The 22,052-nt window shown below is 39.4% G+C and carries 15 protein-coding genes; 8 read left to right on the plus strand and 7 right to left on the minus strand.

Annotation, left to right across the window (positions count from 1 at the left end):
• Positions 1–213: 213 nt before the first annotated feature.
• The 5 genes from LQ201_RS23340 to LQ201_RS23360 all read right to left on the minus strand — a co-directional run bounded on the left by LQ201_RS23340 (position 214) and on the right by LQ201_RS23360 (position 9,486).
• Entirely contained in the window at positions 214–777 is a 564-nt protein-coding gene (locus tag LQ201_RS23340) for a porin family protein (RefSeq protein ID WP_230146079.1), read from the minus strand.
• Positions 778–1,306: 529 nt separating this feature from the next.
• Entirely contained in the window at positions 1,307–2,683 is a 1,377-nt protein-coding gene (locus tag LQ201_RS23345; protein WP_230146080.1) for a trehalase family glycosidase, read from the minus strand.
• A gap of 4 nt (positions 2,684–2,687) precedes the next feature.
• Positions 2,688–4,673 carry a hypothetical protein gene (locus LQ201_RS23350; protein ID WP_230146081.1) on the minus strand — a complete coding sequence of 662 codons (1,986 nt, stop codon included), beginning with the start codon at positions 4,671–4,673 and terminating at the stop codon, positions 2,688–2,690.
• Between the two features lie 62 nt (positions 4,674–4,735).
• Entirely contained in the window at positions 4,736–6,391 is a 1,656-nt protein-coding gene (locus LQ201_RS23355; protein ID WP_230146082.1) for a RagB/SusD family nutrient uptake outer membrane protein, read from the minus strand.
• Positions 6,392–6,402: 11 nt separating this feature from the next.
• On the minus strand, positions 6,403–9,486 hold the full coding sequence (locus tag LQ201_RS23360) for a TonB-dependent receptor (protein WP_230146083.1): 3,084 nt from the start codon (positions 9,484–9,486) through the stop codon (positions 6,403–6,405).
• A 336-nt stretch (positions 9,487–9,822) separates the two neighbouring features.
• On the opposite strand from LQ201_RS23360, the gene LQ201_RS23365 reads away from it, so the two are divergent.
• Both LQ201_RS23365 and LQ201_RS23370 read left to right on the plus strand, forming a co-directional pair.
• Positions 9,823–10,839, plus strand: coding sequence for a GntR family transcriptional regulator (locus LQ201_RS23365; protein WP_230146084.1), 1,017 nt, complete (start codon positions 9,823–9,825; stop codon positions 10,837–10,839).
• Positions 10,840–10,849: 10 nt separating this feature from the next.
• Positions 10,850–12,448, plus strand: a complete 1,599-nt coding sequence (locus LQ201_RS23370; RefSeq protein ID WP_230146085.1) for a solute:sodium symporter family transporter — start codon at positions 10,850–10,852, stop codon at positions 12,446–12,448.
• 4 nt (positions 12,449–12,452) lie between these two features.
• Here LQ201_RS23370 and LQ201_RS23375 read toward each other — a convergent pair whose 3' ends face one another.
• Positions 12,453–13,421, minus strand: a complete 969-nt coding sequence (locus tag LQ201_RS23375) for a GlxA family transcriptional regulator (RefSeq protein ID WP_230146086.1) — start codon at positions 13,419–13,421, stop codon at positions 12,453–12,455.
• Positions 13,422–13,609: 188 nt separating this feature from the next.
• On the opposite strand from LQ201_RS23375, the gene LQ201_RS23380 reads away from it, so the two are divergent.
• Positions 13,610–13,999 (plus strand): VOC family protein, encoded by a 390-nt coding sequence (locus tag LQ201_RS23380; RefSeq protein ID WP_230146087.1) that lies wholly within the window; start codon positions 13,610–13,612, stop codon positions 13,997–13,999.
• Between the two features lie 164 nt (positions 14,000–14,163).
• Here LQ201_RS23380 and LQ201_RS23385 read toward each other — a convergent pair whose 3' ends face one another.
• The gene (locus LQ201_RS23385; protein WP_230146088.1) at positions 14,164–14,613 is read right to left on the minus strand and encodes an SRPBCC family protein; all 450 of its coding nucleotides are present in this window, start codon (positions 14,611–14,613) and stop codon (positions 14,164–14,166) included.
• 342 nt (positions 14,614–14,955) lie between these two features.
• Between LQ201_RS23385 and LQ201_RS23390 the strand changes: the two genes are divergently transcribed.
• From LQ201_RS23390 to LQ201_RS23410, 5 genes are all read left to right on the plus strand, one after another.
• On the plus strand, positions 14,956–15,819 hold the full coding sequence (locus LQ201_RS23390) for a chromate resistance protein ChrB domain-containing protein (protein WP_230146089.1): 864 nt from the start codon (positions 14,956–14,958) through the stop codon (positions 15,817–15,819).
• A gap of 59 nt (positions 15,820–15,878) precedes the next feature.
• The gene (locus LQ201_RS23395) at positions 15,879–17,060 is read left to right on the plus strand and encodes a chromate transporter (RefSeq protein WP_230146090.1); all 1,182 of its coding nucleotides are present in this window, start codon (positions 15,879–15,881) and stop codon (positions 17,058–17,060) included.
• Positions 17,061–17,069: 9 nt separating this feature from the next.
• On the plus strand, positions 17,070–17,609 hold the full coding sequence (locus LQ201_RS23400) for a hypothetical protein (RefSeq protein WP_230146091.1): 540 nt from the start codon (positions 17,070–17,072) through the stop codon (positions 17,607–17,609).
• 180 nt (positions 17,610–17,789) lie between these two features.
• On the plus strand, positions 17,790–18,623 hold the full coding sequence (locus LQ201_RS23405; protein WP_230146092.1) for a M57 family metalloprotease: 834 nt from the start codon (positions 17,790–17,792) through the stop codon (positions 18,621–18,623).
• Positions 18,624–19,054: 431 nt separating this feature from the next.
• On the plus strand, positions 19,055–22,042 hold the full coding sequence (locus LQ201_RS23410; protein ID WP_230146093.1) for a TonB-dependent receptor: 2,988 nt from the start codon (positions 19,055–19,057) through the stop codon (positions 22,040–22,042).
• Positions 22,043–22,052 lie beyond the last annotated feature (10 nt).

Here is a 22,052-nt window from a genome sequence, read left to right on the forward strand (position 1 = left end):
TCAACATTATATGCAAATGATATTACATGACACAAGACTTAAATAGTTCGTTTGGCAACAAAAGTAATAAAACTAATTTAGTTTCTTAAATTAACGGAATGTTATTTAAGAAGTTAACAAAAAAAAATCCATTTTTCTTTAGCGAAAAATGGATTTATATTCTTGCGGTATTCAAACTTACCAGTAAGAAGAATACAGAAGTTTAGAAGTGCCTTAAAACAATTTAAATCCGACAGATAAATTAAACAAACCGCTTTTTTCACCTAGTCCTTTATTAATTTTTGTAAGGCCCCTGCTGTATCTGGCATCAATACTGATGTTTCCAATATCTACGCCTGCATTGATCACTCCACCGAAATTAAGCTTTTTATATTCAAAGCCAACTGGCCCTTTTGCTTCGTTAAGGGTATAATTAACATCAGGCCCAGCAGAAACCCTGAAATTTAAGGCTTCGGTATCGATCAGTTTGTAGCCCACCATAAGTGGTAAATTAAGTTGGTTAAATTTTGGTGTATAAGTGTTAGCTGCATAAACATATGAACTCTTAAAGCTAACATAGTTCAATTCTGGTTGAAAATATAGCGATTTCCCAACCCGTGCAAATACCCCAAAATTATAACCTACCTTTCCTTTTTTATCTGTTATGGCATTTAAACTTGTTGGCAATGTTCCATAGTTTACACCAGCTTTTACACCAAATACAACGTCAGCATCTTGTGCTTTTGCCACTCCCGCTGTAATAACCATGACAGCAAATAATAAATAAAACTTGTTCATTTTCATACTTTTTTGTTTTTAAATAATTGAATATTTATTGTGTTTTGAAAGTATGACAACAACATTTGTATTTACCCCTACGCCCAATGTCATTTCTTTTTTAGGAGAAAACAAAAAACATTTGTCATCCTGAGGGATAATTTATTGTATAAAAATCAATATTAATGACAGGAGAATTTAAAAAATTAAATCCCCTCAGATTATCGTCATTGCGAGAAGGCTTTTTCAGCCGACGAAGCAATCTTACAACGATCGCTAGTAGCGAGCGCTTTAAGATTATTCATTTTTGCAGTTGTTTTTTAAAGGTATTCATGAGCTCGCTTCGTTCGGTTGTCTTCGTGAATCGCAATGACGACCCTTCTTAAAAGATCTGTCAATGATAGCCTGTCGAAGAACATTTTTTTGGGTTTTTGACCATAGAAAGGTCTTCGACAAGCTCAGACTGACAACGGCATAGCACTTAACTTAATCACATTGCCACGCCATTAAAAAAACAAATTAAACTTATGGTGGAAAAAGCTAGATGTTGTTAGGCTCTTTTAAATTTAACTGAGCTTCCCGGTTTTACCCAAACTGCTTTCTTCACAATGGTTTTTCCCTTATCATCTAAAAATTTAGGCTGCCAAAGAATTTTCTTTTGACCATTGTTACTTAGCGTCGTAGCAATATTACCCTCGTGTTTTACCGTAACAGAAGTCATTAAAACTGGTAAATCTTTTAATTCGGAACTTGTTGTTTTTTTACCACGGTACAAAGTTGTGATCTGATCAAACCGGGCATCTGCTTCTATCCCCATTAATCCTTCTGTAAAACCTTTAATTACACCGAAAGAAACTTCAGGATATTCTCTCCTGGCTGTTGCAGGATCGGTTAAGTGCAATAAATAACCGTAGGCTTTTTCTGACTGCCCGTTCTGGTACATAATTAAAGGAAAATACGACAGGTTTTCTACATTCCAGTTTTTCGATAATAGATGTTGAATGGTTTTTTCTTTGCGTTCACCGGCTTTTAAAGCATCGAACCAAAGTAGAAAAGTTTCCCCTTCATCCATACCAAATTTATGGTCGTTCGAATAAAAAGTATGGTATTGCGAAGCGCTGTCGTTCCACCACAAAGCATCGATACTTTTCTGATAAGCTTCAGCCTTTTCTTTAAACTGTTTTGCTTTATCGTGCTGCCCTTTTAGGTCGAGCATTGCTGCATACGACATTAGTCCCCTATAGATTGCGGCCACAAGATCGACCCCCATTTTAATATTGGGCACTCCCTCCGAATAAGAAGGTAAACCACGGCACCGATGAAATGAATCGTTGTTATTAAAAGGCACTGGAGCATTTGGATGCGTTGGCCTTTTAAGCAAAGAATCGGCCTGCAACACCCAACGGTTAATGTATTCGGTTACTGATTTTTCGTGAAAGTTTTTAAAACCTGCGCCGTTGACGTATTCAAGGTCGCCTGTCCATAAATATAATTTCCAACTGGCATTAAGCACATCAAAATTCGCATTCAGGTTATACCAAAATGCTGTATCATTGCGATAATCATCTTTAGCGGGTTTACCTAAATGATTTATTTCCCAATAAGAACACCAGTCTTTAGATTCGGATATTTTGTTAACAAATAGTCTGAACATATTTTTATTTTCCTTATTCAAGCCCAATATCTCGCCACCAATGCTCTGATGGGCAACATCGCGCATACAGAACGCCGATCGTGGCGGTAAAGCAGATTCGTACCAGGGGCCAACCGGATCAGAAGGCTTGCCTTTATAACTTAGTGCCATTTCTTTGGCCCTAACAAATGCGGTTTGCAAAGCGGCATCGGTTGATTTGAAAGTTACTCCGCCCTGGGCATAAACGCCACAGCATAGGCAAATAAAAATGTTTACAAAAAGGATTCTTTTCATGTGTTTAATATAAGTTAATTTCTACAGCCTGTTTTCCTTCCCAGTTGATTTCTTGTTTTTTGCCACTTTCCTGTTCTACCAAAATTTTGATCTTTCCTTCAATCTCGAAAACCGTGATACCGAAATCGCTATTAAATGCCCTTATGTGTTTAAGCGACATTTGTTTCCAGCCTGCAGGAAGATAAGGGCACAACCGGAATGATTTAAAACCGGTTGGTTGTATCCCAAACAATCCTTCGGTTATGGCACGACAATATAATCCACTCTCAGCCGAAAGATGTCGCTGATCTCCTTCTGGCCAGGCTTCAACAGCATAAGGCACATGTTCGCCCAGCAAACGTTTGGCAGTATAGTATTTCAGGTATTTCATGGTGGTATCGGTCATACCCGCGTTGAACAAGCCACGCACAGCGTACAAAAGCGAACGGTCCCAGAATACTTTTGATCCCGATTCGCTCAACATCCCGTCCTTTGTCCACAGGTAATCAGACAAAAGCGCCTTGGCAGTCTGCTCTTTTCTGTCGTAAATACCCATTACCAGTGGCATTCCTATCCATGATCTAAGCTTATCGTTTCCATCGTAGTAACGGTAAGTATCGAATCCTTGCACCTTTGCTCCAAAATATTTCTCTATGGCTATTTTTAGTACTGATGCTTCTTTAAGCAAATTTGTTGAAGTTGTTTTATCGCCAAGACTTGCTGACAGGTCTGCAGCACTAATCAATGCGCCGTAAACCAGCGTATTGGTTGATAGGTTAATTTTACCCGCCGGAAACCTTCCTTCCAGCTCATCCGAATCGGAAGCAATTACCCCATCTGCACTTTTTTTCCTTCTTGAAAATTCCAGGCACCATGTTATCAGTGGCCACAATTGTCGGGCCTCGGCTGTATCTGCATAAGCCAGTGCAAACCTCGATGCACCATAAGCAATCATAGCCATATCACCGCGATCGCCCGCTCCATTCCATTTATCAGTTCCTTCTGCTATAATCGAACTAGGAATCGGTTTGTATTCGGGATTCATGTATTTGGCAAACAGCCGGAAACTGTTTTTAGCACTTTCATTCCCTGCAGCATTGCCCAAAAAAGGGAAAAACGGGTCCATGTATTCGGCCTGATCGTTTGCCCAGATTGCAGCGTAATAAGATCCACCACCCGGACCATGCATTAAACCATTTTTCGTATCAAAAATACTTTCAGAAGCTCTGATTTTGGAAAAAGCAAACATCTGGTTCAGGGTATCATCTGGTGTTTTCAGTACCAGTTGCTGCGTAATTTCGCTTACGAAATTCCGTCGTTTTAACGATTCGTATACTGAAGAAAAAGTATAAGGCTGGTCGGCTGTTTTCCGTGCCGAATAAACGATTGCATAGATTTGCTCTTCTCCTGCTTTTAAAATAAACTTACCCGTCCCAAATATTTTTGTATTGAGCAGGTAAGTACCATAAACGCCTTTACTGCGTGCGGTACTATCTGTTTGATCAAACTCCGGAACAACAATTTCCACTGGTTTCAATCCCCTATTTTTAAATGTCGTGTGCTCAATAAATGCCGGTTTATCGGTTGATGGGAAGAGCTCGCGAAGTACGTTCACATTTCCAATTTCAGACCTGACCTTTACCGAACCATTGATAGAAAAAGCCATGGGCTGTTCGTTCAAGGCTGCTCCGTCGATCAAAACAGGAGGTATTAACTGATCAAAATCTTTAATCAGGCTTCCACGGGTATCGTTTGGGATAATCCGCAGCATCGGGAATACGAGTTTTCTTTTTATGACCAGGTTATTTTTATCGTTTACACCATAGGTAATTATGGCGGAAATTTGTTTCCCGCTCATTTCTATCTGATCGGTATGTTTGGTGTTTTTTTTAACAGTCCATTCGATGCCCCCGTTCTTTTGCAGGTGCCAGCGTAAATCCTGAGCGTTTACATCAAAACAATGCAGCAAAATTAAGATGAACGGTATACATTTTATTGGGAAAGATTTCATATCAAAAAGGGAAAAATGAAGTATGAGCCTTTTGTCCACACTTCATTAAAAACAGCATTTAATTAATAATTTGGATTTTGCACAATGGCAGGGTTCTTTTGTATTTCACTTCTTGGTATTGGGTAGAAATAAAAACTTGGTACCCAAGTACGCTCCTGAACGGTCATTAATGCATAGGTAAAAGTACCGTTTGCCTGTTTGGTAATCGTTACACCTTTTGCATCTTCTGAACCTGTTTCTGCTATTCCCCATCTTCTGATATCAAAATAACGGTGTCCTTCAAAGCAAAGTTCTATCCTGCGTTCATGTCTTATCTGATCCATTAGTAATGCTCCAGACCCACTTACGGCCGGCATACCCGCTTTTTCAGTTCTTATTTTATTCAGGTAATTTAGGGCCTCTCCCTCTTCGCCAAGTGCAGCACAGGCTTCGGCATAATTCAAATAGATTTCCGATAACCTGAAAACCACCCACTGGCTGGCATCGTAATCCTGAACGTTCCAATCGAAAGCCTCATTTACCATTTTTTTCACACAGTATCTGGTTTTCGAAGCATTCCACGGAGAATAAGGGCTTTGGGGAGAGTCGTCACCACCTTCAAAAAAGCTGGTTAAACGCCCTTTAAACTGCTGATTATTGGCCAAAATTGTCGCATAAAATCTTGGTTCTCTATTCAGATACGGATCTTTTGCCTGTTGAGGATTGCTCCAGCTAAATTTTGTACCATCGGCCATTTCAAAATCATCGACCATTTGTTGAACAACGTTATAAGCACTATAACCATTATAACCATTTGGGCTTAAATCTCTGCTCACGGTATTATAACGATCTGCTCTTACCAAGCCGCTGTATACCCTCGAAAAAATAATTTCAGAATTGAAAAAATCGAGATAAGTTTTGTTATAGGTGCCATTGGCCGCATTGCCATATAAAGCATATTTAGGCGTAGCAAAATCTATTACAGCCTTGGCTGCCAGTTTTGCATCTTCCCATAACTTTTTATCATTGCTTTTGTTAAAATAAGGGCTGGCTGCGTATAGTAAAAGTCTCGATTTTAAAGCCAAAGCTGCGCCTGCAGTAGCGCGACCTTTATCATTTGCACTTGCATAAACTGTTGGCAGGGTTTTTAAAGCCTCCGTTATCTCGGCAAGTATAAAATCCTTAGTTTCGGTCCATGTGGCTCTTTTCTCGTTAAAACTTTTGTCGTTCACATCGTAAACCTTAACAATAAGCGGTACGCCACCAAACCTTTTTAACAGTTCGAAATAAGCCAAAGCGCGTAAAAAATGCACCTCACCTTTCATCGTTTTAACCGCATCGCCTCCTGCTGTTACCTGATCAATATTTGTGAAGAATATATTACTATAGCGGATAGAAGCATACATTTTGTTCCAATGGTTCAGCGATCCTGAACTTTGGTTATCAGGCGTGGCCTCGCCTCGTACATACAGGTTTTCATTTGTCCAGTTAAAGTTTCCATAAAGCTCATCAGTTTGCGCGCCCCAGCCTAGCCCACCATCCTGGTAAGCCAGCACCGTCTGATCGTAAATACTGTTTACAAAAACCTGAACCAGTTTTGGATCGGTCCATACATCCTTTTCTGAGTAAGCGTTTAAAGGCTGTAACTCGAGCGCCTTTTTACATCCTCCGATTAGCAGCAGTGTACAGATGAGTAAAACTGTGCTGTTTATTTTTAAATTATTGATGTTCAATTTCATGATATACTTTTTTAGAAGGTAATGTTTGCGCCAACATTGATCACACGCTGTTGTGGATAATACTGTCCTGAATTACTTGGGGTTTCTGGATCGAACGATGGCCCGAAACGATCGATAGAAAATAGATTTGTTCCGCTGATATAAAGTCTTACATTTTGCATTTTTATCTTTTCAATCAATGTTTTTGAAAAGGTATAACCCAGCTCCATGTTCTTCAACCTTGCAAAAGCCGCATTCCGTAACCACAGATCCGATTCAAGGGTATTTACGCCGAATGTTCTGCCAGTTGGACCGCTAAAGTTTCTTGGATATTTATTATCTCCTGGGTTTTGCCATCTTTCTTCAAAAAATTCCTGAACCATATTTAAACCCGCTGGCGCCAGGTAAGATTTGGCCCTTGCCTGTCCTTGAAAGAAAACCGTAAAATCTATGTTTTTCCAGCTGGCGCCAAAAGAAGTACCAAACATAATCTCCGGTGTACGGGTAAGTGGCGTTCTCACTTTATCCAAATCATTAATTGCACCATCATTGTTTATATCCTTATATCTGATATCGCCAATACCCGTACCTGCCGGATGCGGCGTATTGTTAATTTCCTGTTGATTTTGATAAATACCATCACTCTGATACAGGAACCACGAATCAATCGGGATATTGGTTTTGCGTTGATAATCCGGAATATTCGCGGCTTCATCCATAAAGATGACCTTGTTCCTTGCGAAAGTGATATTACCCCTAACGTTGTATTTAAAAGAATCGCCAATAGTGTTGTGGTATAAAACCTCCATTTCTATTCCACGGTTTAATACTTTCCCCAGGTTTTCACTCGGCAGCGTTAAACCTGTGTATCCTGGAACAGATTCACTTCTGGTGATTAGAATATTAGAGCGCAGCGATCTGAATACATCAATATTAACACCTAATTTCCCTTTAAAAAACTGTGTTTCCAAACCAATATCGGTAGTATTGGCCAGCTCCCAGGTAATGTTCGGATTTGGGGTTGGGCCCAATACCAGTGAAGAAACCTGCGAAGCGCCAGAACCCAAAGAATAGCCATAGCCGCTACCAAGCAAATAGGTTTGCAAATAGTTAAAGGCAGAAACGGCATCATTACCAGTCTTACCCCACGATGCCCTCAATTTCAGCTCGTTGATCACATCCGATTTGAAAAAATCTTCCTGCGAAATACGCCACCCTCCTGATACTCCCGGAAAAAAACCATAACGTTTTCCCTGCGGAAAATTCTGAGAACCATCATAACGCATGGTATAATCTAACAGGTACTTACCTTTATAATTGTAAGAAAACCGGCTGATGTAATTCACACGTGCGGCCTTTGCAGCGCTCGAATTGTTCTGTTGACCAATAAGGCTTCCTGCAAAAAGCTGATCTAGACTATTGCTGAGGAAATTTGACCTGTTGGCATTAATGATATCAGTATTGCCTTTAAAGCTTTCGAAAGCGACAAAAGCATCAAAAGTATGATCGCTGATTGTTTTTGAATAGCCTAGTTTTAAGTTTAATAAACCTTGGTTAATATCGCCGCGTTGCTCAAATAGCGATGGCGTAATCGAAGAAAGCACCTGGGTGTATCCCTTTGTTGCAGGATTATAACGGTATGCCGGAGGTGGTGTTTTGGTAAACGATTTTGTTTTCGATATGGTTTTGTCAAACGCATAATATCCATCTACAAAAAGACCCTTGGTCACCTTATCCAGCTTCCAGCTAAAAGATGCCTTAGTTTGCAAATAATCAGTGGTGAATTTTTGGTATCCGGCCTCTCCAGAAGTAATGTAAACCATACTGTTATCCGGACCGCCTCCAATACCCACACCAACAAGATCATTGTCGTATATTGGAGTAAGGTAAGGATAGGCCAGCCACAACTCTCTAAAAATTCCACCAGCATCATAGCCACGTTTGGCTGCATTGCGAAATTCGTTGCGATAACTCACATCTACACCCATTTTAAAATTATCGGTCACATTCACATCTATATTTGCTCTCGCTTGGTCTTGTGTATAATAAGCGGCATCACGTTTATAAATACCATCTTGTTTCTGGTGCTGACCTGAAAAGAAATAACTCACTTTATCTGTTCCGCCGCTAAGCGAAAGAATGTGGTTTTGTTGTAATGCACGTTTTTTCATTACCGCATCCCACCAGTTGCTGCTTGGATACGCGAGTGGGTCAGATCCACTACGGAATTTTTCAATATCCTCTGCTTTCCACGTTAATTGCTGACCAACTAAAGCATCGTATTCATTGGTAGCCTGTGCATATTGGTAAGCGTTGAGCATTTCTGGTACACGCGTAGGCTGTGTTGTAGCCCAGTTGGTTCCAATCGAAAATACTGGCCGACCAGATTTACCTCTTTTTGTGGTAATGAGGATAACCCCATTTGCCGATCGTGCACCATAAATTGCAGCACTTGCATCTTTGATCACCGTAAAAGATTCGATATCAGCTGGGTTTAGCCTGGCGAAGCCGCCTGATCTGTCTGGAATCCCATCAATTACGACCAGGGCGCCCGTGCTTCCTAAAGTACTTTTTCCACGAACAAACACATCGGCATTATCATTGCCCGGTTCACCGCTTCTGGTATTTACAATAAGCCCCGGAACCTGGCCGGCAATAGAATTGGTAAGATTGGTTGAAGGTGATTTTGCCAGTTCAGCCCCACTTATTGTGGCAACGGCACCCGTTAAATTTGCCCGCTTCTTGGTACCATAACCTACCACCACTACGTCATTTAAGCCAGAACCTGATGTTTCTGCCAGCTGTACATCAATGTTGGTTTTATCACCTACAGTAATTTCCTGATCGGTATAGCCCACATAACTAAATATTAAAATGGCATTAGCCGGAACGCTTAATTTAAATCGTCCATCGGTATCTGTTTTTGTGCCTTGCTGGGTTCCTTTTACCCTAACCGAAGCCCCTGGCAATCCCAGTCCATTGTCTGTTACCCTGCCCGAAACCATTTGCTGAGCAAACGAGGGAACACAAACAGCAAAAAAGAGCAGTAATAAAATAAGCTTTTTCCAGAGCAGATCGGAATAGCCTAACTTTTGAAAAGTAAGTTTTAAGTTCATATTTGGTTTATTTTGGTTGGAAATAAAAAAGATAGTCAAGTTAATCTAGTCTATTCTGTTCTATTATGTTGTAAATATAAACGATCTTTTATTAGAATTGCAAAACTTATTTTCTGCTTTTTGTAAAAAACATGTTCAGCACCTGGCTGCCCCCAACAAAAAAAAGTCGATTTTGTGCCTTTATTGTTACAAAAACTATCTTTACAAATCACTACGCGAAAAATGAGATGTGGAATATTTTTTTTTCAATTGTTGATTAACTGAATTTTATTACCTTGTAAATTAAAAGGCAACTCATATTACAAACCTATAGACTAGTGTAGCCCAATCTACTTTATGATAACTATTTTCGAAAAAATACGGGAACTAGAAGAAATACCCTCCTATTCAAAACATGAGCAGTTCGTTCAGGGCTTTATTAATGCTATTGATGAAAGAATTATTTCTAAAGGAGAAGCGCTTCCTTCTATCAATGTGTTGATTAAAGAACTTGGTTTTGCCCGCGAAACGGTAATGAAAGGTTATCGCGAGTTGATTAGCCGTGGCATAGTGGAATCGAAAAAGCGTTTAGGGTATTTTGTGGCTAACGATGATACCGAACAAACCTTAAAGGTAGCGTTGCTGATGTACCTGATCGATTCTTTCCAGGAGCAGTTTTACCGTAATTTCAGGAATGAACTTGGCCCAAATGTACATATCGATGTTTTTTTTCATCACGGCAATATCACCATCTTCGAAACCATGCTGGATATGATCAAAGGAAAGTATGGAGTTTACGTCATTTCGCCAATTCCACATCCTAAAACCAAACACCTGTTAGATAGCCTGCCAAACAATAAACTCATCATGTTCGACCGCTACGAAGCCTTAAAAGGCGAATTTAATTATGTAACGCAGGAATTTGAGCAATCTACCTACCAAGTTTTGGCCGAACTTGCCGATACCATAAAAAAGTTCGATGAAATGATTTTCTTTCATGTCCCCGGTTCGTTAGATCCTGTCGAAATTATCAGGGCCTTTAAAAAATTCTCGAAAGATTTTGCCATAAATACCCGGATAATAAATGAATATGAGCCTGGAAGTGTAGAAAAAGGCAAGGTTTACTTTACACTGAACAATTCCGAAATCTGGAAAATCCTGAAGGACTGCGAAGCAAAGCAGCTTCAGGTAGGAAAAGATATCGGAATCCTTTCGCATAATGATGAGGTTGTAAAAGAACTTATAGGTGGAGGCATTACCACTTACTCGGCCGATTTTTCGTTAATGGGCAAAAAAGTTGCACAGGCAGTGCTGAAAAAAGAAAAAATCCAGGAAATTATTCCAACAGTACTCATCAGAAGAAATTCTTTATAAGCTAAAGCACATGAATACTACGGCGCTCGTTACTTTTATAGTGGTAACCTTTCTGGTTGCATTGATTTCCTGGATCAAAACCCGAAAGCATAAAATCACGACTTCAGCCGGGCTTTTTCTGGCCAATCGCACCTTAAGTTTTACTGCTGTGGGAAGCGCATTATTCTTCACCAACATCAGCGCCGCCGAATTTGTAGGCAGCAGCGAATCGGTATACATCAACAATATGACGGTAATGGCCTGGGGTGTAAGTTCTGTATTTGCCATGTTATTGGTTTCAGAATTTGTGATCCCGGTTTATTTGAAGGGCGCTATGTCTACCACACCCGATTTTCTGGAAAGCCGGTACGATCCGCAAACCAAAAAACTCGTCTCCTTCCTTTTTCTGATCAGCTACCTCGTTAACCTCTTGCCTATTGTATTGTATAGTGGTGCAGTTGCGCTAAATGGCCTGTTTCATTTTTCTGATATCTGGAACATCAGTTATGGCAGCAGCATCTGGATTTTGGTTTGGTGCATCGGACTTGTGGGCAGCTTATATTCTATATTGGGCGGCTTAAAAGCCATCGTTATTTCTGATCTCGTATTGGGTGCCTGTATGTTTACCGGAGCATTGTTGCTGGCTTATTTTGGGGTGAGGCATGTAGGAAATGGAGATCTGCAACAGGGTATGCATACTATTCTTACCTCAAAAACCGAACACTTTAATTCAATAGGAAAAACAGGTGATGCCATTCCGTTTTCGACCATTTTTACCGGTATGATTTTAATGAACCTCTTTTACTGGGGTACGGAACAGGTAATTGTACAACAGGCATTGGCTTCTTCTGATCTTAAAACCAGCCAGAAGGGAATTGCACTGGCCTGTGCGGGCAAACTTCTTGGCCCCTTATTATTTATGCTGCCGGGAATTATTGCTGTTCATATGTACAGCAACATGCAAAATACGACTGAAGTTTTTTCGAGGGTGGTAAGCGATGTATCGCCCCCCATACTCAGCGGTTTTATTGCTGCCGTTATTTTTGGCGCTGCCATTACCTCATTTTCTCCGGGACTGAACAGCGCCAGTACATTGTTTATCCTCAACATTTACAAACCAGCCAAAGAAAAGAAAGGAATTGTGGTTACCGAGGCCAAAATGTTAAAAACCTCGAAAAGATTTGAAATGTTTGCCTCCTTATTGGCCATGTTCATAGCGCCCTTATTTATATTTTCAAATGATAGCTTTTATACCTTCATGCAAAAGATAAATGCGGCATTCAGTATCCCCATCTTTACCATTATGTTTGTTGGCTTTGCAACCAAAAAAGTTCCGCCAATTGCCGCAAAAATAGGCCTGGGATTTTGCTTTGTAGCCTATATACTTACACAAATGGTATTTGATACCGGCATCCACTTCCTGCATGTACTGGCTATTCTTTTTGTTGTTACCACCGCCATTATGCTCATTATAGGAAGATTATACCCATTGGAAACTGCCTATGTAGCCCAGAACAAACAGGTTGTTGATTTAAAGCCCTGGAAAAACCGTTATTGGGTTAATGGACTCTTATTATTGATTATGGTTTTATTGTTTTTATTTTTCTCCCCTGCATATCTCGCTAAATGATGATTTAAGCCCTCGCATATTTTCGTTTGTACTCCATAGGCGAAAGCCCCGTAATGCGCTTAAAGATTTTCCTGAATGCTTTCAAATCGTTATAGCCTGTATCTTCCATAATAAATGGCAAATCTTTATGGTTCATTTCGATGGCTTTTTTTGCTGATTCTATTCGTACCCTTTGCAGATATTCGAATGGTGTATTATGGGTAGCGGCCTTAAACCGACGGATAAAATTACGCTTACTCATGTTAACCAGCCCGGATACCTCGTCCATAGCGATTTCGTTCTTATAGTTTTCTTCAATATACTGCTGGGCTTTCAAAATGTCTTTATCATCATGCTGATGCTGGCCGGTAAATACCTTAAAATGCGCCTGACTGGTTCGATCCATTTCAATGGCAAACATTTTACTGATCCACAGCGCAGCTTCGCGACCGCAAAATTTCTCGATCAGGTAGAGGATCAATTTAAGAGAAGAGAATGCTCCGCCACTGGTATAAACCCCGTCTTGATCAGTGGTTACCAAATCGCTTTTCATTCTTATTTTAGGGTAACGTTTCTGCATATCGGCTGCTACAGCCCAGTGTGAGGTTACTTCCTTACCATCAAGCAAACCCGCTTCTGCCAAAAAGTAGCTGCCTACGCATAAACTGGCCACTTCTGTCCGACTGGCGTACATTTCTTTGATCCATTTAACAGCCGCTTGGTTTCGGCCCAACACGCCATCGTTACCAACACTAAATGATGGAATAATAATCAGATCAGCTTGTTGAATATCCTCATAATTTAACTGCTCAATATTGACGTTATTAAAGTGAAAGGGAATTTCGTGACCTTTCTCTGCAACCAAACTTAACGCAAATACAGGCTTTTTACCAGCACGCTCCATATAACGGTTGGCACCACTTAATAAATCTACTACTCCGGTAACCGATGAAGGGACAGCCTCGTCGAAAATATAAAGGCAAACTTTTAACATGCTCAAATCGTTATTTTAATCCTAACTAAATTAAGCATTTTAGTTGTCACTTTCACGCCCTTAAGTTGTCATTTATGCCGCCTAAATGATATCGATAATCTATAGAGATTTGTAACAGATAAAACAACAGACGTATTATTGAGTGATGAGGCATTATAATTAAGAATCAATATCTAAATACTATAATTATGAAAACAAAAATCTGGGCCAATTTAGGCGTTAAAAATGTAGAGAAAAGCAGAGCCTTTTACACCAAACTAGGTTTTGAAAAAAATGCAGGACTCGAGAGCGATGAGCTGGCCAGCTTTTTATTTGGCGAGGATAATTTTGTGATACACTTTTTTAAGGAAGATAGTTTAAAAAAGGGCATGAAAGGCGAGTTAGCCGATTTGAGCAAGGGCAATGAAGTTATATTTACCATTTCAGCCGAAACAAAGGAAGAAGTAGATGACTGGGCCGTAAAAGTAAAAGATGCCGGCGGTTCAGTATTCTCGCCACCAGAGGAATTTCAAGGCATGTACGGCTGCGCTTTCGCCGACCCTGATGGGCATAAGTTTAATATATTAAAATGGAAATAAGTATACAAGCGGTCTGCGATAATACAGGCCGCTTTCTAATTGATCTGACCTAGGAACACTATAAATAATTCCCCCGCGTTTCTTTTACTTCATATCCATGTCTCACCTTATTTAAGCCGTGAGATTAGCTGGAGTTATGTATTTCAAAAATATAATCCCTTTAATTAAGCATCTGGTATTTCTGGTTCGACCAGCTTAGCTAACTTTTCAAGCGATTCCTGCCAACCCAGGTAGCACATCTCTACAGGGATGGCTGAGGGAATTCCTTCCTGAGTAATTTTAATTTCGGTACCCACTAAAGTCTTTTTCAACCAAACCGAAGTAATCATTTCACCAGGCAGGTTTGGATCATCAAACTGATCGGTATACTTTAAAAACTCGTTTGGTGTTACTTCAAGGTATTTTCCGCCGAACGAATGACCATTACCGGTAGAAAAATTATGAAATGACATTTTAAAAGAACCTCCTAATGCTACTGTCATTTCGTGAACAGTACAAAGGTAGCCATATGGAGGTAACCATGAAGCGATTGCCAAAGGTTCAGTAAATGCGCGATATACTTTTTCTGGCGATGCTTTTAAAACTCTGTGCAATGAAACGGTGTTGTTCGACATAAAATCATTTTTTAATTTCCTACTCTTAAGGCTTTTCGGTTTCGCCCGTTTTTGGAATGGTAGCTGCTCCATTAATTAGTCTTTTTTTTAATATCAATTCCTGACTATACAAAGATGGCATGTAAATTCGAGTTTGCCAGTGGTGATATGCGACAATGTTGAAGGGGCTTTACGGCCTAACTTGTCCTGCACCATGCTATATGGTCACTTAAAAACCTAGCTGTTTTATTATAGGTGAACCAACCATTTTTTTGATGTAATAAACAAAAGTTTCACTTCACCGAATTATTGTTATTAAAATCAGGTACGATAGTTAACTTTGCATACTACTTCCCTATTAAAATGACAAAATGGATTACCCGTGAACATCCAAAAATTGACCGGATTGCCTGCCCTTGGCTAATCAGGCGTTTTATCGATCCCGATGCAGAAATTATTTATGTCCCCTCAGATCAGGTGATGATTAAAGCCCGGGAATTAGGAGCCATACCATTCGACATGCCAGATGTAGAATATACACATTACAATGATCAATGCACTTTTGATTATTTCATCAAAAAACATCAGTTAAAGGATACAGCTCTTGACCGCATTGCGGCTATCGTTCGCGGTGCAGATACTGATCGCCATGACTTTGCACCACAGGCAGCAGGGCTAGAAGCTGTATTTTCGGGTTTAGCTTACCACAGTTCAAATGATCAGGAGTTACTGGCTTTAGGTATGCAGATTTATGATGGCCTGTATAGTTGGGCAAAACACCTTTACCACAAAACACATACACAGGCCGGACCAGTTGAACAAATGTTACTCGACATATACACCAGGTACCTTCGGGAAAATAAAGGAAAGAAAGCACCGGCCTGGGCGAATGAATTACGGGAAATGATACAGGATCAGATGGATACGAATATGTCTTTGAGTCTCCAGCAGGCTTCAGATGAATTGGAAATTAATCCAGCTTATTTATCCCGCGAGTTTTCCAAGTATTTTGATGATCTGTCTTTTGGAGATTATATACGGAAGATGAGGATTGAAAAGGCTATGCTGTTGATAGAAACAACAACATACTCATTAACCGAGATTGCCTATCTTACCGGATTTTCAGACCAGAGCCACTTTAATCGAATCTTTAAGAAACAGACCGGAGAAAACCCGTCGTTTTACAGAAAAAAACACCAAAAAGGTAAAACGGATACAAATAGTTAAATCCGTACAATTATAGCGCCTTACGAATAAGCAATATTGTAATAAAATACAATTTGCTGATGAAAGAACAAACAGATAAAGCCAAACCGCTATACTCACTAACCGAAATTACAACGTATTTCCTAAAATTGGGCACTTGGGGCTTTGGCGGTCCCGTTGCGCTGGTGGGCTATATGCAGCGTGATCTGGTTGAACAGAAAGGCTGGCTGAGCGAGGAAGAATATAAAGAAGGGCTAGCGCTTGCGCAATTGGCGCCCGGGCCGCTTGCCGCGCAGTTGGGGATCTATATCGGCTTTGTACACTATGGCTTAATTGGCGCTACTTTAACAGGTTTAGCCTTTGTGCTGCCATCCTTCATCATGGTGGTTTTGCTTGGTATGGCCTACCAACAATATGGTGGGCTGGCATGGATGCAAGCAGTATTTTATGGTGTAGGCGCTGCCGTAATCGGTATCATTACCATGAGTGCTTATAAATTAACCATTAAATCAATCAGCAAATTGGAACTTGCTGCCATCAAATCCAAATGGCTTTTATGGGTGTTCTATATCATTGGAATCGTGATCACCGTTGTTACCGAAAAAGAGGAAATCTTACTTTTTCTAGCTTGCGGCATCTTATATATGCTTATTAAGGCCCCACCACAATGGGTTAAAAAGCCTTCAAATCTACACGCAGGAATATTGTTCAGTACTGGTTTTTGGCACTATGACAGCAAGACCTTACAAGATATTGGCTGGTTTTTCGTTAAGGCAGGAGCATTTGTATTTGGTAGCGGACTGGCCATTGTACCTTTCCTGCATGGTGGTGTGGTAAAGGAATTTGGTTGGTTAACGGAGGCTCAGTTCGTAGACTCGGTGGCAGTTGCCATGATCACACCTGGACCCGTAGTAATTACAGTAGGATTTATCGGTTATCTTGTCGCAGGGTTTCCAGGGGCCTGTGTTGCGGCGCTAGCTACTTTTCTGCCCTGCTACATTTTCACAGTAGCTTTAGCACCCTCTTTCAAAAAGGTTGCAAAAAATAATAGTGTTAAAACATTCGTTGAAGGAATTACTGCGGCTGTGATTGGCGCACTCGTTGGTTCAGTAATTGTGATCGGTATGCGTTCTATAAAAGACATTCCAACAGCATTAATCGCAGTAGCAGCTATACTTTCACTTATCTACATCAAAAAATTACAAGAGCCCTACATCATTGGTGTAGCGGCTGCGATAGGACTACTCATTAAATTCTTCTAACTTCTCATTATGTATAAAATTTCTACAAAACCGCCTATTAAGCACAGTATATTTCTACTTGTTTTCACCACTTTACTAAATTTATCAACAAAAGCGCAACAAACAGGTCAAAACCAGACTTATCCAAAGATAACCGGTTATTTCAGCTTGCTTCACCCCATCGGTTCCTGGGATAAAAATGGATTCCACGATAACTTTTCGAATGCATATACACTTATATTTCCATTTGGAATAAACATTTTAAAGAGTGATAAATTCGGGGTCAGTTTCGAGATTGCCCCGGGTATCCGTACCGAAAATAATATTTCTAAGGTCAGTTCAGTATTATTTCATCCGGGGGCAATGTTCAGGTTCAAACATGGCTTTACTTTTATAGGTCGTGCAGCATTTGAAACCAATGGCCGTTATGGCTTTACACCGGTTTTGAACCAGGTTGTAAAAAAAGGAAAAGATGTTAGCCTGTATTTTGCATTGCCTTTCCCTGTAAGATTCGGCAACAATTTACCAGCATCATTATCTACGGGTTTACAGGTGGGTGTTAGTTTTTAAATAAGTAATGGTACAAATGGTATTAGATATTAAGCGAAGTCATTTAAGGTTTAAAGCAACCCGCTTTGTATTAATAAAACATAAATATTCAGAAAAAACATTGTAACTATTTGATTACATAGAATTTGTTTATATATTAGATTCGTCTGATCAACACGATTAACCTAAACTAACTTAAACATGAAAAACACAAAATTTTTATCACTAACCATGGTATGCGCTTTATTTTTCTGCATATCTTCTTGTAAGAAAAACAAAACTTCTGAAGAAACTGACAACAAAGCCGAAATATCAGCAAGTACTTTACAACAAATAAAAAGCTTAGGATTTAGCGTCGAAAATGCACGTAAAGTTGATAACGGTTACCTGGTAGAAGGCGACATCGTTCTAACAGATGCCAACTTAAATGAAAAGTCTTTAAGTCCTAATTTAAATATTGCTGAAACCGAGCAGTACCGCACAACAAATGTTGTTAAAGCACTACCACGTGTGATTACAATTTCAGTTACAAATTTACCACAGGTGTATAGCGATGCGGTTGACCTGATGATTTCAAGATACAACTCATTGGGCCTTCGCATGACTTTTCAAAGGGCAAGTACTGGCACTACAGGTAACATTGATGTATTTGGATTTAACGAAGGACCAAGTGGTGGTTACATCACTTTAGGCTCATCTGGTTTTCCTACTTCAAGCGGCGAACCATTTAATCAAGTTAAAATGAATACGAATGTTAATGCCTACGGAACTAATCCTAACTTATTATATGTAGCCTCAGTGCTGCAACATGAAGTTGGGCATTGTATAGGATTCCGTCATACAGACTATATGAACAGAGCATATAGCTGTGGAGGAAGACGTTCTAATGAAGGGGCAGCAGGAGTTGGCGCAATACAAATCCCAGGCACACCATCAAAAGCTGATGCAGAATCATTTATGCTGGCTTGCTCTAACGGAGGCGACCGTACATTTAATGCAAATGATGTAATTGCAATGAATTACCTTTATAAATAAACCAAATACAGATCAAATAAAAAAGTTATAGATCAGATAAAAAAAGAGGGAACTGAAAAGTCTTCCTCTTTTTTTTTTGAACTGAAAAGACTGGAAGAATATATTTTTTTTCGCTTTTAACAAAATAGCCCTTTAAAAAAACACAAACACGGAGCAAACAACAAAAAACAATGTAATTCAGAAAAAAAATAGCCATTTTTTAAATAATAACATATGGCTCACTTCATTGTGTTAAATCTAATCCTTAATTCTGAACCTATTAATTAAAAATCCTTAACATTATTTTCAGTTGGCCCTACAATTCTTAATAATTTCTTAATTCTAACTGACAAAATCTATAATCGGGTTAAGGCATCTTTGTGGGAAATTCACAGGGCAAGAACAATCGTTTGTTTCTGTGAATGATCCAAAACAATCATAACCAATCATTCATGAAACAAAACTACAAAAAGACGTACTTGTCTTTGATTGGCAGATGGCAATGTCTTGTTGCAATGCTGCTTTTCATTTCATTAAACGCCCATGCTCAGAGCAGTAAAACAATAACAGGTAAAGTTGTTGATGAAACCAACCAGCCATTACCAGGCGTAACAGTTAAAATAAAAGGCAGCAATTTAGGAACATCAACAGATACCAATGGCGTTTATACCATTCAGGCAAAACCATCTGATATACTAACATTCTCTCTACTTGGAAGCTTAACCAAAGAAATTCTGGTTAATAACCAATCTAAAATAAATGTAGTCCTTATTTCGGATAATCAAAACCTGAAAGATGTTGTGGTTATTGGCTATGGTACCGCTAACAAAAAAGATTTAACAGGTGCGGTAACTTCTGTAAAGTCAGAAGAATTTAATCAAGGCGTTTTAGTTAACCCAGCACAACTTTTACAAGGTAAAGTTGCGGGTTTAAACGTTACTAAAAGTGGCGATCCCAACGCTAAACCCTCTACTATTTTACGTGGTCCATCTACTTTAAGAGAAGGTGCTGCACAAGAGCCATTTTACGTTATCGACGGTGTTCCTGGAGCTTCAATTGATTTATTGGCTCCGGCCGATATAGAAAATATCGACATTTTAAAAGATGCATCTTCTACTGCGATTTATGGGTCAAGAGCCGCAAACGGCGTAATCATTGTAACCACAAAACGTTCTAAAAGCGGCCAATCTCGCTTAAATTATAGCGGTTATGCTGCCGTAGAGAAAGTTTCTAAAAAATATGATATGCTTTCAGCTCCTGAGTTGAGACAATACCTTGCAGAGAATAAGCAAACTTTAAACGCTGTAGATGATGATGGTTCGGACACAAACTGGCAATCACTTTTGGAAAGAACAGGTTATTCTCAAAATCATAATCTTTCTTACGGCGGCGCTGGTCAAACATCAGATTATGGTGCAAGTGTGAATTACCTCGATAATAAAGGGATTCTTAAAAATACATCGCTAAAAAGAACAATTGTTCGCGCTTTCCTTAACGAGAAGTTTTTTAATGATAGGCTTAAACTGGGTTTAACCATAACTAATAGTAATTCAAAAAGTTCTGATGTATATCAATCACAGGCACTTCCCAATATGCTTTTCTATTTACCAACAGTAAATCCTTTTAATACTGATGGCAGCTATAAAGAGAACTACAACCGCACCGGAAGCGGAACAAGAAATCCATTATCAATTGTTGATAATAACGTTATCGATAACCTGAATAATAAAACGTTGATTAATGGTATGGCTCAGGTAAATATTATTGATGGGCTAAAGTTTACAGCCAGCGTTTCATCTCAAAGAGACCAAAATAACTACAGTACTTATTTAAATAGCCAATCCGGATTAGCCAGAGGCGTTAACGGGCAAGCGCAAAAAATTGATGTCCTAAACAAAAGCCAGGTTTTAGAGGGCTACTTTAACTATGATAAAACTTTTGGAAAACACAGTTTAAAATTGCTTGGTGGTTATTCATGGCAAGAAGATAGAACCAATGATGGTTTCGGCGTAACTACACAAAATTTTTCAAATGATAATTTAGGCTATAACAACCTGTTTTTATCTAACCCAAGTTTACTCTCCCAAATCACCTTTAACGATGCGCCAATATCTACTTTAAGGTTAATTTCATATTACGGTAGAGTTCAGTACAACTATAATGAGAAATATTTATTTCAGGCATCTTTAAGAGATGATGGTTCTTCCGCATTTGGAAAAAATAATCGCTGGGGCTTATTCCCTGCTGTTTCTGCGGGCTGGAGAATTATTAACGAAGATTTTATGCAGTCGGTTCCGGTGATTAGTGATCTAAAACTTCGCGCCGGTTATGGTGTATCCGGTAACAGCTTAGGTTTCAATGCCTTCTCTTCTTTATTAATTTATGGGACACTTTCCGGAAGTAATAAATTTCTAAACAACGGTTCTATCAGTAATGCGATTGGTCCGGTTAGAAACCCGAATCCAGATTTAAAATGGGAAAGTACAGCAACAACCAATATAGGTTTAGATTTTGGTTTATTTAAAGGTAGAATTACAGGTTCAGTAGATTTCTACGTGAAACAAACATCAGATTTGATTTACGACCGCTACGAAGTATCTACAACACAGTTTTTCTTACCAACCATTACAGCCAACGTTGGTAAAATCAAAAATACAGGAGTAGAATTTTCATTAAATGCTACAGTTTTCCAAACAGCTAGTTTCAGATGGACAACCTCGCCAAATGTTGCGCACAATAAAAACGTAGTAGAAACCTTATCTGATGATTTCTATAAAATCGCAGCCATTCAAACAGCTCAGCTTGGTGGTAAAGGCCAGTCGGGCAATTTCAGTCAGTTAGTTCAGCCAGGTTATGCATTAGGTACTTTTAACCTTTGGAATTATGCAGGTAAAAATGCTGCAGGTGTAAGTACATACATCAATGCTGCCGGTCAAACTATTGCCACACAGCCTTTAACCACTGATGCAAAAATTGCTGGCAACGCCCAGCCTAAATTAATTTACGGATGGGTAAATAGTTTCAGCTATAAAAACTGGGATTTTAACTTTTTAATTAGAGGCGTTTTGGGCAATAAGATTTTGAATGCTACAAAGGCATCTTTAAATAATCCTGCCGATGCAAAACTCCAAAACATCCCGACCTTTACTCTGGGCGAATCGTTCAATGATATTAATGCATATCTGATTTCAGACCGTTTCCTTGAAAGTGGCTCATACTTGCGTTTGGATAACGCTACACTTGGCTATACGCTAAAGCCTAAAGCACCGGCCATCAAAGCCATTAGATTATATGTTACGGCAAATAACCTTTTTGTAATCACTAAATACAGTGGTTTAGACCCAGAAATCAACATCGGTGGATTAACACCGGGAATTGATAACAATAATTATTATCCAAAAACAAGAACCTTCAGTTTCGGTGCAAGTGCATCATTCTAAAAAAATAAAA

Source organism: Pedobacter sp. Bi126, assembly GCF_918698245.1.
Lineage (GTDB): Bacteria > Bacteroidota > Bacteroidia > Sphingobacteriales > Sphingobacteriaceae > Pedobacter.

Excerpts from the sequence above, each read along its gene's own strand:
- LQ201_RS23380 (WP_230146087.1), top strand. The coding sequence starts at position 13,610 with ATGAAAACAAAAATCTGGGCCAATTTAGGCGTTAAAAATGTAGAGAAA.
- LQ201_RS23345 (WP_230146080.1), bottom strand. The coding sequence starts at position 2,683 with ATGAAAAGAATCCTTTTTGTAAACATTTTTATTTGCCTATGCTGTGGC.
- LQ201_RS23375 (WP_230146086.1), bottom strand. The coding sequence starts at position 13,421 with ATGTTAAAAGTTTGCCTTTATATTTTCGACGAGGCTGTCCCTTCATCG.
- LQ201_RS23355 (WP_230146082.1), bottom strand. The coding sequence starts at position 6,391 with ATGAAATTGAACATCAATAATTTAAAAATAAACAGCACAGTTTTACTC.
- LQ201_RS23390 (WP_230146089.1), top strand. The coding sequence starts at position 14,956 with ATGACAAAATGGATTACCCGTGAACATCCAAAAATTGACCGGATTGCC.
- LQ201_RS23405 (WP_230146092.1), top strand. The coding sequence starts at position 17,790 with ATGAAAAACACAAAATTTTTATCACTAACCATGGTATGCGCTTTATTT.
- LQ201_RS23370 (WP_230146085.1), top strand. The coding sequence starts at position 10,850 with ATGAATACTACGGCGCTCGTTACTTTTATAGTGGTAACCTTTCTGGTT.
- LQ201_RS23385 (WP_230146088.1), bottom strand. The coding sequence starts at position 14,613 with ATGTCGAACAACACCGTTTCATTGCACAGAGTTTTAAAAGCATCGCCA.
- LQ201_RS23395 (WP_230146090.1), top strand. The coding sequence starts at position 15,879 with ATGAAAGAACAAACAGATAAAGCCAAACCGCTATACTCACTAACCGAA.
- LQ201_RS23340 (WP_230146079.1), bottom strand. The coding sequence starts at position 777 with ATGAACAAGTTTTATTTATTATTTGCTGTCATGGTTATTACAGCGGGA.
- LQ201_RS23365 (WP_230146084.1), top strand. The coding sequence starts at position 9,823 with ATGATAACTATTTTCGAAAAAATACGGGAACTAGAAGAAATACCCTCC.
- LQ201_RS23350 (WP_230146081.1), bottom strand. The coding sequence starts at position 4,673 with ATGAAATCTTTCCCAATAAAATGTATACCGTTCATCTTAATTTTGCTG.
- LQ201_RS23360 (WP_230146083.1), bottom strand. The coding sequence starts at position 9,486 with ATGAACTTAAAACTTACTTTTCAAAAGTTAGGCTATTCCGATCTGCTC.
- LQ201_RS23400 (WP_230146091.1), top strand. The coding sequence starts at position 17,070 with ATGTATAAAATTTCTACAAAACCGCCTATTAAGCACAGTATATTTCTA.
- LQ201_RS23410 (WP_230146093.1), top strand. The coding sequence starts at position 19,055 with ATGAAACAAAACTACAAAAAGACGTACTTGTCTTTGATTGGCAGATGG.